11 protein-coding genes are annotated in these 13,116 nt (G+C 64.9%); 3 read left to right on the top strand and 8 right to left on the bottom strand.

Going from position 1 to position 13,116, the window contains the following annotated elements; genetic code table 11:
• Positions 1-21: 21 nt before the first annotated feature.
• On the bottom strand, positions 22-444 hold the full coding sequence (locus UB31_RS15580; protein WP_045011467.1) for a tautomerase family protein: 423 nt from the start codon (positions 442-444) through the stop codon (positions 22-24).
• Positions 445-557: 113 nt separating this feature from the next.
• On the opposite strand from UB31_RS15580, the gene UB31_RS15585 reads away from it, so the two are divergent.
• Positions 558-1,412, top strand: coding sequence for a LysR family transcriptional regulator (locus tag UB31_RS15585; RefSeq protein WP_045011468.1), 855 nt, complete (start codon positions 558-560; stop codon positions 1,410-1,412).
• A gap of 12 nt (positions 1,413-1,424) precedes the next feature.
• On the opposite strand, the gene UB31_RS15590 is transcribed toward UB31_RS15585, so the two are convergent.
• From UB31_RS15590 to UB31_RS15600, 3 genes are read right to left on the bottom strand one after another with little or no spacing between them, the layout of a single operon-like run.
• Entirely contained in the window at positions 1,425-2,861 is a 1,437-nt protein-coding gene (locus UB31_RS15590; protein ID WP_045011469.1) for a TIGR01777 family oxidoreductase, read from the bottom strand.
• Complete coding sequence (locus UB31_RS15595) at positions 2,858-3,511, bottom strand: DUF4166 domain-containing protein (protein ID WP_045011470.1); 654 nt, start codon at positions 3,509-3,511, stop codon at positions 2,858-2,860. The genes UB31_RS15590 and UB31_RS15595 overlap by 4 nt, the downstream gene beginning before the upstream one ends.
• Before the next feature lie 17 nt (positions 3,512-3,528).
• Complete coding sequence (locus UB31_RS15600; RefSeq protein WP_045011471.1) at positions 3,529-4,086, bottom strand: GbsR/MarR family transcriptional regulator; 558 nt, start codon at positions 4,084-4,086, stop codon at positions 3,529-3,531.
• 153 nt (positions 4,087-4,239) lie between these two features.
• Here UB31_RS15600 and UB31_RS15605 point away from each other — a divergent pair, with 153 nt between their 5' ends.
• Complete coding sequence (locus UB31_RS15605; RefSeq protein WP_045008108.1) at positions 4,240-5,760, top strand: PAS domain-containing hybrid sensor histidine kinase/response regulator family protein; 1,521 nt, start codon at positions 4,240-4,242, stop codon at positions 5,758-5,760.
• Positions 5,761-5,765: 5 nt separating this feature from the next.
• Here the strand turns inward: UB31_RS15605 and UB31_RS15610 are convergent, their stop codons facing one another.
• From UB31_RS15610 to UB31_RS15625, 4 genes are all read right to left on the bottom strand, one after another.
• Positions 5,766-6,065, bottom strand: coding sequence for an acylphosphatase (locus tag UB31_RS15610; protein WP_045011472.1), 300 nt, complete (start codon positions 6,063-6,065; stop codon positions 5,766-5,768).
• Positions 6,062-6,928, bottom strand: a complete 867-nt coding sequence (locus UB31_RS15615) for an isocitrate lyase/PEP mutase family protein (protein WP_045011473.1) — start codon at positions 6,926-6,928, stop codon at positions 6,062-6,064. The genes UB31_RS15610 and UB31_RS15615 overlap by 4 nt, the downstream gene beginning before the upstream one ends.
• 166 nt (positions 6,929-7,094) lie before the next feature.
• Positions 7,095-9,110, bottom strand: a complete 2,016-nt coding sequence (locus UB31_RS15620; RefSeq protein ID WP_045011474.1) for an acetyl-CoA carboxylase biotin carboxylase subunit — start codon at positions 9,108-9,110, stop codon at positions 7,095-7,097.
• Between the two features lie 170 nt (positions 9,111-9,280).
• Positions 9,281-10,363: a zinc-binding metallopeptidase family protein gene (locus UB31_RS15625; RefSeq protein ID WP_045011475.1), complete on the bottom strand. Its 1,083-nt coding sequence runs from the start codon at positions 10,361-10,363 to the stop codon at positions 9,281-9,283.
• A 224-nt stretch (positions 10,364-10,587) separates the two neighbouring features.
• On the opposite strand from UB31_RS15625, the gene UB31_RS15630 reads away from it, so the two are divergent.
• Positions 10,588-13,065 carry a PAS domain-containing hybrid sensor histidine kinase/response regulator gene (locus UB31_RS15630; RefSeq protein WP_045011476.1) on the top strand — a complete coding sequence of 826 codons (2,478 nt, stop codon included), beginning with the start codon at positions 10,588-10,590 and terminating at the stop codon, positions 13,063-13,065.
• The last annotated feature ends 51 nt before the right edge of the window (positions 13,066-13,116 follow it).

The raw sequence follows: 13,116 nt of genomic DNA on the forward strand, positions 1-13,116 counted from the left end.
GCTCACCCGCGGCTTGCGGCATCACGCCGCCTTCAGCGAAACCTCGAGCTTGCCGGCGATGTAGCGGCGCTCCTGCGTCAGGCCGCCGAAGCCGTAGGCATCGCCCTTGACCTCGTCGACGTGAAGATAGGTCTCGGGATGCAGCGGGCCCAGGATCTCGGCCATCCGCCTGAACATCGCGGCGAGATAGGCCGCCTTCTCGTCCTTGGTGTTGGTGCCCTCGCTGACGTGGATGTCGATCCAGTAGCTCGCGAGCTTTTGCTCGGCGAGCGACTTGCCGCCGGCGAACCAGTCGCCGGCCTCGACCGATTTCACGATGACGGCGGTGACCTTGGGATCCTTGTGCAGGATCTTTGCGGTGAGCTCGGACACGGCGTTGGCGATGTCGGCCTTCAGCGACGGCGATTGGCGGGAGCTGGTGTAGGACACGGTGATCAGCGGCATGGTCGTTCTCCTCAGAATGTCGCGCGGGGTTCGTGCGGCGTTGACGAGAAGCTAGACCTCCCACCATCATTTTGGTATCTTATCTCTATTGATATCAGTGATAATCATTCATAATGACAGCAACACTCGACATCGCCACGGTCCAGGCCTTCCTCCTGGTCGCCGACCTCCAGAGCTTTACCCGCACTGCCGAGGCACTCGGCACGACGCAGGCGGCCGTCAGCCTCAAGCTGCAACGGCTGGAGACGCTGCTCGGCAAGCGGCTGGTCGAACGGTCGCCGCGCGCGGTCCGGCTCACGGCCGACGGCGCGGCGTTCCTCGATCGCGCCCGTGCGCTGATGCAGGCGCATGACCGCGCGCTGTCGGGCGAGGCTTCGGCGGTACAGTCGCTTTCGCTCGGCATCTCCGATCATGCCGCAGGTCCCGAGTTGGTACCGCTGCTCGAACGCCTGCACGCGATGTCCTCAAAACTCACGCTGGCCGTCACAATCGGCTTCTCGCGCGAGATGCAGGATGCCTATGACGCAGGCCAGCTCGATGCGGTGATCGTCCGCCAGGAAGGCAGCCGGCGCGGCGGTGAAAAGCTCACCGAGGACGAATTCGGCTGGTTCGCATCACGACGTTTCACTTTGCCCCTTGGTGAGCCGCTGCCGCTTGCGACGCTCGCCCCGCCCTGCGGCGTCCGCGCCATCGCCGTGCGCGCGCTCGACAAGGCCGGCATCGCCTGGCGCGAGCGCTTTGTCGGCGGCGGCGTCACGGCGGTGGTCGCGGCTGCGCTCGCCGGACTTGCGATCGCACCACTGGCACGACGGATCGCGCCAGCCGGGCTGGTCGATATCGGGCCTGCACACAAGCTGCCGAAACTCGGCAGCTCCAAGGTGATGCTGCATTCGAAGGTCAGCGATCCCGCAAAGCTGGCGGCGCTGCGCGCGGTGGCAGCGACGTTTCGCAGTGTGGCAGCAGGATGACGCCGCGCGCTCTCACAAGATCGCCTCGAACGCGCTGCGCAACGTTTCGTGCCGAAACACAAAGCCGCGGCTGAGCGCCTTGTTCGGCAGCACGCGCTGGCCGCCGAGCAGGAGTTCGTCGGCAAGGCCGCCGCCGATCCGGCGCAGCAGGCCGCCGGGGATGCGGAACACGGCGGGCCGATGCAGGCGGCGGCCGAGCTCCTCGGTGAATTTTGCGTTGGTGACGGGGATCGGCGCGGTGGCATTGACGGGGCCGGCGAGATCGGGCGTTGCCACCACATAAGCGATCAGCCGGATGAGGTCGTCGCGCTCGATCCACGACATCCACTGCCGCCCGGTGCCGAGGGGACCGCCGAGGCCGAACTCGAACGGCGTCAGCATGCGCGTGATGAAGCCTCCTTCCGTGCCCAGCACGAGGCCGATGCGCAAACAGACTACGCGAACGCCGAGCTCCTCCGCCGGCCGCGCCGCTTTCTCCCAGGCCGCACACAGCTCGTGGCTGAAGCAGGCGTGCGATTTCGCGGACTCCGTCAGCACCTGGTCGGCCCACAAGCCGTACCAGCCGATCGCGGAGCCGCTGACGAGCACATCGGGCTTGTGGTCGAGCCGCGCGATCAGTTTTACGATCTCACCGGTCATGTCGATGCGCGAGTTGATAATTTTCGCGCGCTTCGCCTCGGTCCACAGACCGTTGCCGATCGGCTCGCCGGCGAGATTGACGATGGCGTCGATATGCGTGTCCGAGACGAGCTGATCGAGGCTAGTGATCAGCGTAACCGGCGGCGGCAACATCTCGGCCTTGGCGGGGTTGCGGATCACCGCGATGACGTGATGCCCTGCCCCGCTGAGGCTTGCTGCAAGGCGGCTCCCGATGAAGCCGGTCGCGCCGGTGATCAGCACGGTCTTGCGGCCTGGAATTTTGTCAACAAGTCCGTGTGCGGGCACGCTCTTCATGCGGCCGAGCCGGCGCATCGCCGCAAAATCCCTGATACCACAGAGCGCCGCGCCGACCGCGCAGGCCGTCGCGGCAACGCTAAGCAGGCCCTGGTACACGACGGTCACCCCGAAGGGCTGCATCGCCCAATCGATCAGCACGGGCAACAGCAGCACCAGGATGGCGCCGTAGTTGATCGCCAGTAGGGTGTGATTGATCCGCTCGCTCGGCGGCAGCTTCCGGCTCAGATCCTCCTCGACAAAATCCATCAGCGTGATGACGATCTCGGCGACCAGGACTGCGACGATCAGCAGCGCCAGCAAGCCATAAACCTCGAGCCAGCCTAGCAGCAGGAACAACAGCGCATAGAGCATGTTGCGGATGCCGTGCAGCTTCAGTTCAAAACGCTGCGAGGGGCGCCAGGCCAGGCGCTCGGTGAATTCGTGGTGATAGAAGGTGTCGAACACGCCCATCACGATCTGAATAGCGATGAGGGTCCACAACAGCGGCGTCATGATACGGCCTCCCTGAACATTGCGGACTGGTGGATCAGCGCGCCGTAACGCGGATGAACGACATCGAGAGTGAAGCGGAAGGCGCCCTCGCCGAGATCGCTATGCGTCACCGTGAGATCGCCCGGCGTGAGCCATTGCGGCAGCGGGATCCACAAGCTTCCGAACTGGAGGCCGTAGCCGGCGCTTCGGAAGGTCAGCGTCTGGCCTTCGACCACGATGCGCAGCGCCATCGAGACGCCGAAGCCGACATACTCTTCGAGCCCGGAGCGTTTGGCGGAATGGATCACTTGCGGAAAGCCGCGCTTGCGCGCGCAGATGCGGGTCCAGGTCTGGCCGCCGGTTGCGCCGTCCTCGGTGACGGTGACGATCATGGGCACACCGGTGTCGCGGCCGGTCGGCAGCGGACCGCCGATCAGACGCGCGGCTTGGGCGAACCACCAGCCGATGTCGCTGAAGCCGACCTCGTCGACCACGCCGACATAGACGACGCTGTCGCCATCGGCGACGCGTTTGGAAAAGCGCCGCCAGGTCGCGAGCGGCAGGCGGCCCCAATCCTCGTCCGACAACAGTGCGCGAAAACGCCGATCGTCGAGCAGTTTGATGTGAGCGGAAGGAGGTGCGTTGGAGCCTGATAATCTTGCCGACGTCATCGCAACCCTCCCCAACGCTATTTGGCTTTGCCCAGCGGCAGCAAATTGGCGATCTTCTCGCCAAGCCGCATCAAGGCGACCAGCCGCGGCCGCGGCACTTTCAGCATCTGCATGAACCAGTGGTCGGCGAGCTCGGTGAAGGCGAGCATCTCCTTCAGCCGTTTGCTCGCGACCGGACTGATGGCCGGATCGTCGGCGGCGTCGGACACGCAGGCCCTGAGCGCCGTGATCGCCGGATCGAGCTCCCGCTCCTTGCGCCGCGCCGCGATCCGCGCCGCGACCTCCCAGATGTCGGTCTCGGCCTCGTAATGATCGCGGCGGTCGCCGAGGATCGGCGCCCGACGGATCAGGTTCCAGGCGAGCAGCTCCTTGATCGAGTTGGAGACGTTGGAGCGCGCCATGCCGAGCGTGTCGGCGATGTCCTCGGCGGTCATCGGCGCTTCCGCCAGATAGAGCAGCCCGTGGATCTGGCTGACCGAGCGGTTGACGCCCCACCCGTCGCCCATATCGCCCCAATGCAGGATGAAGCGCTCGACGGCGACGGGGAGTTTCTTCTTTCCGGTTGTTTCTGTCATAACAGAAATATCTGACGAGACTGTGCCGATGTCAAGCGGTCCGCGCACAGCTTTCCATGCATACGGACCAGCGTACTTGCCTAAAATTGTTCCAGGGACCGGGAACAAATGGGTCCATCCCACGTTTGCACCGGTCGAGGCGGGGTTTCAGGAATGTTCAAAAAGTCCAGTCAACTGCGAGACTTGTTCGAAAGCGAACGCAGTTTCCGGCTGTTGGTTGAAGGGGTTGCCGACTACGCCCTGTACATGCTCGACCCCTCGGGGATCGTCACGAGCTGGAACATCGGCGGCGAGCGCATCAAGGGCTATTCATCCGAAGAGATCGTCGGTCAGCATTTTTCCCGCTTCTACACCGAGGTCGATCGGGCCAACGGCAAGCCTGCGCGGGCGCTCGGCATTGCCCGGGACAAGGGCCGCTACGAGGAGGAAGGCTGGCGCGTCCGCAAGGACGGCACCTTCTTCTGGGCGAGCGTCGTGATCGACCCGATCTATGAGGACGACCGGCTCATCGGGTATGCCAAGATCACGCGCGACATCACCGAACGCCGCAACACCCAGGTCAAGCTCGAGGTGATGCAGAAACAGCTCGCCGAGTCCCAGAAGTTCGACGCGCTCGGCCAGCTCACCGGCGGCGTTGCGCACGACTTCAACAACCTCCTGATGATCATCAGCGGCAGCCTTCACATCCTGAAGAGGGACGCCGCCGACGACGCCAAGCTTCAGCGCGCGATCTCGGCGATCGAGACCGCGACCAAGCGCGGCGCCGCGCTGACCAGTCAGCTCCTGACCTTCGCGCGGCGTCAGAGCGTCAATCCGCAGGCGATCGATTTTACCGATCGCATCGCGGCGATCCGCGAGGTGCTCGATGCCGGCGTCGGCAGTTCCGTGCGTCTTGCTTTCGACATCGACCGCGATGTCTGGCCGATCAGGACCGACGCCTCCGAGCTCGAGACGGCGCTGCTCAATCTCGTCATCAATGCCCGCGATGCGATGCCCGACGGCGGCACGGTGACGATCAGCGCCCGCAACGTCGCGCTGGACGAGACGCTGCCGACCGGCGAATTCGTCGCGATCGACGTCGCCGACACCGGGCTCGGGATTCCCTCCGACGTCATCGACAAGATTTTCGAGCCGTTCTTCACCACCAAGCCGATCGGCAAGGGCACGGGTCTCGGTCTATCCCAAGTGCATGGCTTCGCGCACCAGGCCGGCGGCACCGTGAAGGTCGCAAGTGAGCTCGGCAAAGGCACCACCTTCACCATCCTATTGCCGCGCGGAACGGACGCGCCGGTGCGGGAAACGGCAGAGGCATCGTCGTTCCGCGGCAGTGGCACAGTGCTGCTGGTCGAGGATAATCCCGAGGTCGCGACTGTCAGCATCGGCTTGCTGGAGCAGCTCGGCTACCGCGTCCGCCGCGTCTCCGATGCAGAATCGGCGCTGCGCGAGCTTGAGCACAACGGCGTCGACTTCGTGTTCTCTGACATCGTCATGCCCGGCAAGATGGATGGGCTCGGCCTCGCCCATCATCTGCGCCAGATCCACCCCGGCCTGCCGATCCTGCTCGCCACCGGCTACAGCGAAGCCGCAGCCGACGTCCGCGGCGATTTTCCGATCCTGCGCAAGCCTTACGAGATCCACGAGCTGAGCGAGGCGATTTCGAAGCTGCCGCGATAAAGCTGCTACACCGTCGGTAACACCGAAAATGCTTCCCCTGCCCTGCGCAGGTTCAACTCGTCCACATTGGCGGTCTCGCTGGTGACATTGTCGACGCGCGAGGACGGCGGGCCGTGGCGGCACAGTGCCACCATGTCGGCGACGTGATTCGGCACGCCAGCGAACAGTGCCTCGACGCTGCCGTCGCGGCGGTTGCGGACCCAACCTTCAAGCCCGCAGGCCACTGCCTGGGACTCGACCCAAGCCCGATAGCCGACGCCCTGGACGCGGCCGCTGATCATGACCTGGAGGATCACCCGGCTCATTTTTTTAGCCCGAGAAAGTCGGCGCTGCGCGCCTTGACGTCAGACTCGCGCATGACGCGGCCATTCAACTCGGACGATGCGAGACCCCTGAGCGCTTTCGGCGGCGTGCCCTCGCGCAGCGCCTTCAGGGTGTCGTAAACGGCTTGTGTCGCGGCCGCGATCGGCGCATGGCCCTGGAGTGCGATGCGCACGCGCTGGGCGGCGAGATAGTCGAGCGCGTTCAATTCCTCCGGCGCGCCGCCCAGCACGATTGGCAGCTTCGTAGCGGCGACAATCGCCTCGAACTCGGCACGCGACTTGATGCCCGTGAAGAACAGCGCATCGACACCGGTGGCCTCATAGGCTTGCGCGCGGCGGATGGTGTCGTCGAGCGAGCTGATCGAGGCCGCGCCGGTGCGGCCCATGATGACAAGCGAGGGATCGCTGCGGCCGCTGAGTGCCGCCTTCATCTTGCCGACGCCTTCTTCCAGCGAGATCAACTGCGCTTTCGTCTCGCCGAAAGCCCCCGGCAGCAACGTGTCCTCGACGGTGAGGCCGGCAGCGCCCGCCGTCTCCAGCTCCTGCACCGTGCGGCGCACGTTGAGTGCATTGCCATAGCCGTGGTCGGCATCGACCAGCACCGGCAGCGCCGCCGCCCGCGACATCCGCCGCATCTGCTCGGCAAGCTCCGTGAGCGTGATCAGCGTGATATCAGGGTCGCCGAGCACGGCGAGCGAAGCGACCGAACCGCCGAACATACCGAGCGGAAAGCCGAGGTCCTCGGCAATGCGGATCGAGATGGCATCGTAGACCGAGCCGGGATGGATGCAGGCCGAGCCCGACAGGATCGATCGCAGTTTTTCGCGGCGGGAACGGAAGGCCATGGTGCTGTCTCGATTGGGTCACGGAGGCCGCAGCATACTCCGTCATTGCGAGCGAAGCGAAGCAATCCAGGAATGCATCCGCGGACACAGACTGGATTGCTTCGTCGCTAAGGGCTCCTCGCAATGACGGCGCTTGGGGAGACCGACCGCCTACCCCACTCACACCCTACGCAAACTCCAAAATCAGCGCATCCACCGCGAGCGTTGCGCCGGCGCTGGCGTGGACTTTCTTCACGGTGCCGTCCTGCTCGGCGCGGAGCACGTTCTGCATCTTCATGGCTTCGACGACCGCGAGCGTCTCGCCGGCCTTGACCTCCTGCCCCTCGGTCACCGCGATCGAGACCACGAGGCCGGGCATCGGACAAAGCAGCTTCTTGCCGGTGTCGGAGGCCGTCGTCACCGGCATCAGCCGTGCCGACGCGGCTTCCGCTTCGGTCCAGACATAGACCGGCACCTCGACGCCCTGATGCGCGAGGCGGATGCCGTTCGCGATCGGGCGCGCCTGCACCGCGACGACGTGGCCGTCGATGGTGCCTTGCCAGACCGGATCGCCCGGCTTCCACGGCGACTGCAACAGATGCGCATTGCCGGTCTTACCGTCGGCATCGACGAAGCGCACCGCGATCGCATCGCCCTCGCGCGCGACCTCAAGCAGGATCTCCTGGCGGTCGAGCCACACCGCGCGACGACGCTCGCGCTGCACGACGCGGCCGCCCATCTGGCCCGAGATCTGCCGCTTGCGTTCGCCGAGCACGTGATCGATCGCGGCGCCGACCGCCGCAATGCGACGCGCGACCTCGCCTTCCGGCGCGCGCACAGCAAATCCCTTGGGGAATTCTTCCGCGATGAACCCGGTCGAGAGGTTGCCCTCGCGCCAGCGCGGATGGTGCATCAGCGCCGCCAGGAACGGGATGTTGTGGCGGATGCCGTCGACATAGAACGAGTCCAGCGCGGTCGCCTGCGCCTCGATCGCCGCGGCGCGCGAGGGCGCATGGGTGACGAGCTTGGCGATCATCGGATCGTAATGGATCGAGATCTCGCCGCCCTCCTGCACGCCGGTGTCGTTGCGGACGGTGATGCCGTCCTTGCTCACTTCCGCCGGCGGGCGATACTTCACCAGGCGCCCGATCGACGGCAGGAAGTTGCGGAAGGGATCTTCGGCGTAGAGGCGCGATTCCACAGCCCAGCCCTTGAGCGAGACGTCCTTCTGCGCAAGCGCAAGCTTCTCGCCGGCGGCAACGCGGATCATCTGCTCGACGAGGTCGACGCCGGTGACGAGCTCGGTGACGGGATGCTCGACCTGGAGACGCGTGTTCATTTCCAGGAAGAAGAAGCTCTTGTCTTGCCCTGCGACGAATTCGACGGTGCCGGCAGAATCGTAATTTACGGCCTTGGCCAGCGCGACCGCCTGCTCGCCCATCTTGCGGCGGGTGGCTTCATCGAGCAGCGGCGACGGCGCTTCCTCGATGACCTTCTGGTTGCGGCGCTGGATCGAGCATTCGCGCTCGCCGAGATAGATGACGTTGCCGTGCTTGTCGCCCAGCACCTGGATCTCGATGTGGCGGGGATTGACGATGAATTTTTCGACGAAGACACGGTCGTCACCGAATGAGGCCTTGGCCTCGGCCTTGGCGAGATTAAAACCCTCGGCGACCTCGGCCTTCGAATGCGCAATGCGCATGCCCTTGCCGCCGCCGCCGGCGGAGGCCTTGATCATCACGGGATAGCCGATCTCGTCGGAGATGCGCACCGCGTGCTTGTCGTCCTCGATCACACCGAGATAGCCGGGCACGGTCGAGACCTTGGCCTTGGCGGCGGCCTTCTTGGATTCGATCTTGTCGCCCATCGCCGCGATCGCGCCCGGGTTCGGGCCGATGAAGACGATGCCGGCCGCCTCCAGCGCGCGCGGAAACGCCTCGCGCTCGGACAGGAAGCCATAACCGGGATGCACGGCCTCGGCGCCGGTCTTGCGGCAGGCCTCGACGATCTTCTCGATCACCAGATAGCTCTCGGCGGCAGCGGGCGGGCCGATCAAAACGGCCTCGTCGGCCATCTCGACATGGAGGGCATCGCGGTCGGCCTCGGAATAGACCGCAACCGTCTGAATTCCCATGCGGCGAGCGGTCTTGATGACCCGGCAGGCGATTTCGCCGCGATTGGCGATCAGAATGCGTTTGAACATGCTTTTCTTGAGTCTCGACCTTGGGCGGGACCCTTCCCTGACCGTTGGGGCCTATGGGGATGGGCCGTGTGGCTCCCGTGGTACATCAAAATGGGGCGGAGGCAACGGTCAAAATCCACCTCCCTGGGTACCAGACCGGGGCCTAACCGGCCCTGCCGAGCCCCCAGCTTCTAACGCCCCTTGGCCTTGGCCGCGTCCCGGACCAGGCCGTGAATGAAACCCAGTTTGGCAACCACCGCGGGCGACAGGATGAACGGATAGAGGTCGCGCATCCCCATCGCGCGGTTGACGCTGTTCATGGCGAAGGTGAACGGCAGCCATGCGTCAACGAGCGTCTGGACGTCTTTTGCCTCATAGGGGTTGAAGCGGATGCGCGTCGACAACTCCCCATCGCGGTCCACCCGCGGCCGAACCTCCATGCCGAACTCGGAAGCCATCTCCAGGGTGTCGACGATGTGGAGATAGTGCGCCCAGGTTTCGGCGAAGTCTTCCCAGGGGTGCGTCGTGGCGTAGGCCGAGACATAGTTCTGCTGCCAGTCCGGCGGTGCGCCTTCGGCATAATGGCGCTGCAAGGCTTGGCCGTAATCGACCGAATCGTCGCCGAACACCGCGCGGCATTCTTCGAGCCTGTCGCCGTCGCGCACCAGCACGTCCCAGAAATAGTGTCCGACCTCGTGGCGGAAATGCCCGAGCAGCGTGCGATACGGCTCGCCCATCTCCAGCCTGCGTCGCTCCCGCTCGATCTCGTCGGTCTCGGTGAGCGCGATCGTGATCAGGCCGTTGTCATGGCCGGTCATGATCTTCTCACCGCTGTTCAGATTGTCGGCAAGGAAGTGGAAGATCAGGCCGTGCTCGGGATTGTCCTGCCGGGTCTGGAGCGGCAATTTCCAGCGGATCAGGGAATAGAACAGCCGATGCTTGGCCATCTCCAGCTCGCGCCAGCCGGCGAGTTGCGCGGGATCGGACAGGTCCGGCACGATGCCGTTATGGCGGCAGGCGCGGCAATAACCGGTGCCATCGCCCGTATCCGTCAGCCAGTTGCAGGCATCATGCTCGGCATTGCGGCACAGCATCCTTCCCTTGCCCTTGTCGGCGAGCGTCGCCCAAGCCACACCATCAGCCTCGCCATCGGGCTCGAGCGCCGACATCGTCTCCTTCTCCGGCAGGAAGGCGACCCGGTGGCCACAGCGTTCGCAGGCGCGGTTCTCGAAATAGAGGACGTTGCCGCAGGCCTGGCAGACAAAGAGCTTCAAGATTTAGCCTCTTCCGAAAGGGAGCTTTATCAATGAGAGTTATGGTGCCTCGCAAAGACTCGCCCCATCGCCGATCGTTCCAATATCCGGAACAAAATGCCAGCCCGGACGTTGATCGGATGGACCTTTTCCCGCGTCTGGCAGGGCGTGGGACCGTTCCTGAGGCTCTTTCCCCTTCGAGCAATGGTCATCACGCCCCGTCTGTGTGAATATCGGTCCGGCACGTGCGCACACGCATCACAACGGCCAACGCCTTGAACGATCCTTTGCCCGAAACCATCGCCGCCGAAAGGCTGCGCCAGCACCTCGAAGAGATCGCGCGCGAGCGCGACAATGCCTATCGCGCGCTCCAGGAGCGCGAGGCGGAGTTGGCACGGATCCAGCGCATCGGCAAGGTCGGCGGGCTCGAGGTCGACTTCCGCGAAGGTTTCAAGAACCGCCGCTCGCCGGAATATCTGATGATCCACGGGCTGCCGTCCGAGGCCGCCGATGAGTCCCACGACGACTGGGTCAATCGCATCCATCCCGAGGACCGGGATGCGACCGTCAAACATTTCCTGGAGGCCCTGGCCGGGACCAGCGAAGACTACACCGCCGAATACCGCATCGTCCGCCCCAGCGACGGCGAGACCCGCTGGATCCGTGTCGTCGCCAAGCTCGAGCGCGATGCCGACGGTCGCGCCATCCGCCTCGTCGGTGCCCATATCGACATCACCGCTCAAATGGTCGCGCGCGAGACGCTGCGCGAGAGCGAGGAGCGCTTTCGGCTGATCGCCGACAGCGCCCCGGTGCCGATCTGGGTCACAAAACTCGACCGCACCCGGTCCTTCGCCAACCAGGCCTATGTCGACTTCGTCGGCCTGCCCTACGACCAGGCCATCGCCTTCGACTGGCGCAAGGTGTTGCATCCCGACGACCTGCCGCATGTGCTGCAACAATCCGTCCAGGGCGAAGCGTCGCTAAAGCCCTTCGTGCTGGAAGCGCGCTACAAGGACGCCAAAGGCGAATGGCGCTGGCTGCGCTCGGAATCCCAGCCGCGCTGGGACCCGACCGGCAAGCATATCGGATTCATCGGCGTCGCCCACGACATCACCGCCGCCAAGCAGGCCGAGATCGAACTCCGGCAGCTCAACGAGACGCTCGAAGAGCGCATCGTCGAGCGTACCGTCGAGCTCGAATCCAACGAGGCCCGGCTGCGCGCCATCCTGGAGACCAGCAACCAGTATCAGGGCCTCGTCAATCTCAAGGGCGAATTGCTCTACGCCAACAAGACCGCTCTCGCCGGCATTCGCGCGGAAGCGCAGGACGTCATCGGCAAGCCGTTCTGGGAGACGCCCTGGTTCACCGGTTCTCACGGCATGAGCGCGACCGTGCGCGAGGCCTTCGAGACCGTGTTCAAGGGCGAAGCGGTGCGGATGGAGATGCGTCTACGCCTTCCCATCGGCGAGCGCGATTTCGAGTTTGGCATGCGCCCCGTGCTCGACCGCCACGGCAACATCACGGGTGCCGTGCCTGAAATGGTCGACATCACCGAGCGCCGGCGCGGCGAGGAAGCGCTGCGGCAGTCGCAGAAGATGGAGGCGATCGGCCAGCTCACCGGCGGCGTTGCCCACGACTTCAACAATCTCCTCACCATCATCCGCTCGGCGACCGACTTCCTGCGCCGGCGCGAACTGCCGGAGGAACGCCGCCGCCGCTATGTCGATGCCATCTCCGACACCGTCGAGCGCGCCTCCAAGCTGACCGCGCAGCTTCTGGCCTTTGCGCGCCGGCAGCCCCTGAAGCCGCAGATCTTCAACGTCGGCAGCCAGGTCGAGGGCGTGGCGCAGCTGGTCCGGCCGCTGGTCGGCGGCCGCATCGAGATCGCTGTGGAGGTCCATGATGCCGACTGTTTCACCATCGCCGACATCGCCCAGTTCGAGACCGCGCTGATCAACCTCGCCATCAATGCCCGCGACGCCATGGAGGGCGAAGGCCGCCTCATCATTGCGGTCCGCAAGGTCTTGGGCATCCCGAGCCTGCGCGCGCAATCGGCGCGCGGCGGCGACTATGTCGCGATCTCGGTCGCCGATACCGGCAGCGGTATCGCGTCGGAACACCTCGACTCGATCTTCGAGCCGTTCTTCACCACCAAGGAAGTCGGCAAGGGCACCGGCCTTGGCCTGAGCCAAGCTTTTGGCTTCGCAAAGCAGTCCGAGGGCGACATCGCGGTGACCAGCACGCCCGGCAAGGGTGCGACTTTCACCATCTATCTGCCGCAGGCGCAGAGCCCCGCCGCGGAGAAGGAAGCAGCAGCCCTGACCCACGAGGCTGCCACCACCGGACGCGGCTATCGCGTGCTGGTGGTCGAGGACAATGACGATGTCGGCCAATTCTCGACCGAGCTTCTGGAAGATCTCGGCTACGTCGTCCGCCGAGTCGCCCATGCCAATGCGGCGCTGGCCATCCTCGGCGAGAACGAATTCGCCGTCGACCTCGTCTTCTCCGACGTCATCATGCCCGGCATGAACGGCGTCGAGCTCGCCGGAATCATCCGCGAGCGCTATCCGGGTCTCCCCGTCGTGCTCACCAGCGGCTACAGCAACGTGCTCGCCGAAAACGCGCATCGCGGATTCGAGCTGATCCAGAAGCCCTATTCGGTGGAGTCGCTGTCGCGCATTTTGCGCAAGGCGATCACGGAGAAGCTGTCGGTGGCGCGGTGAGTGCAAGCTACAACGCAAACTGTCGTCCCGGCGAAGGCGGAGTGTGTAATT

It is taken from the genome of Bradyrhizobium sp. LTSP849, from assembly GCF_000938255.1.
In the GTDB taxonomy this organism is placed as follows: domain Bacteria; phylum Pseudomonadota; class Alphaproteobacteria; order Rhizobiales; family Xanthobacteraceae; genus Bradyrhizobium.

What these genes read in the sequence shown, in the direction of transcription:
- UB31_RS15590 (WP_045011469.1), bottom strand. Translation starts at nt 2,861, where the DNA reads ATGACGCCGCTGTTGTGGACCCTCATCGCTATTCAGATCGTGATGGGC.
- UB31_RS15610 (WP_045011472.1), bottom strand. Translation starts at nt 6,065, where the DNA reads ATGAGCCGGGTGATCCTCCAGGTCATGATCAGCGGCCGCGTCCAGGGC.
- UB31_RS15620 (WP_045011474.1), bottom strand. Translation starts at nt 9,110, where the DNA reads ATGTTCAAACGCATTCTGATCGCCAATCGCGGCGAAATCGCCTGCCGG.
- UB31_RS15605 (WP_045008108.1), top strand. Translation starts at nt 4,240, where the DNA reads ATGTTCAAAAAGTCCAGTCAACTGCGAGACTTGTTCGAAAGCGAACGC.
- UB31_RS15580 (WP_045011467.1), bottom strand. Translation starts at nt 444, where the DNA reads ATGCCGCTGATCACCGTGTCCTACACCAGCTCCCGCCAATCGCCGTCG.
- UB31_RS15615 (WP_045011473.1), bottom strand. Translation starts at nt 6,928, where the DNA reads ATGGCCTTCCGTTCCCGCCGCGAAAAACTGCGATCGATCCTGTCGGGC.
- UB31_RS15595 (WP_045011470.1), bottom strand. Translation starts at nt 3,511, where the DNA reads ATGACGTCGGCAAGATTATCAGGCTCCAACGCACCTCCTTCCGCTCAC.
- UB31_RS15600 (WP_045011471.1), bottom strand. Translation starts at nt 4,086, where the DNA reads ATGACAGAAACAACCGGAAAGAAGAAACTCCCCGTCGCCGTCGAGCGC.
- UB31_RS15585 (WP_045011468.1), top strand. Translation starts at nt 558, where the DNA reads ATGACAGCAACACTCGACATCGCCACGGTCCAGGCCTTCCTCCTGGTC.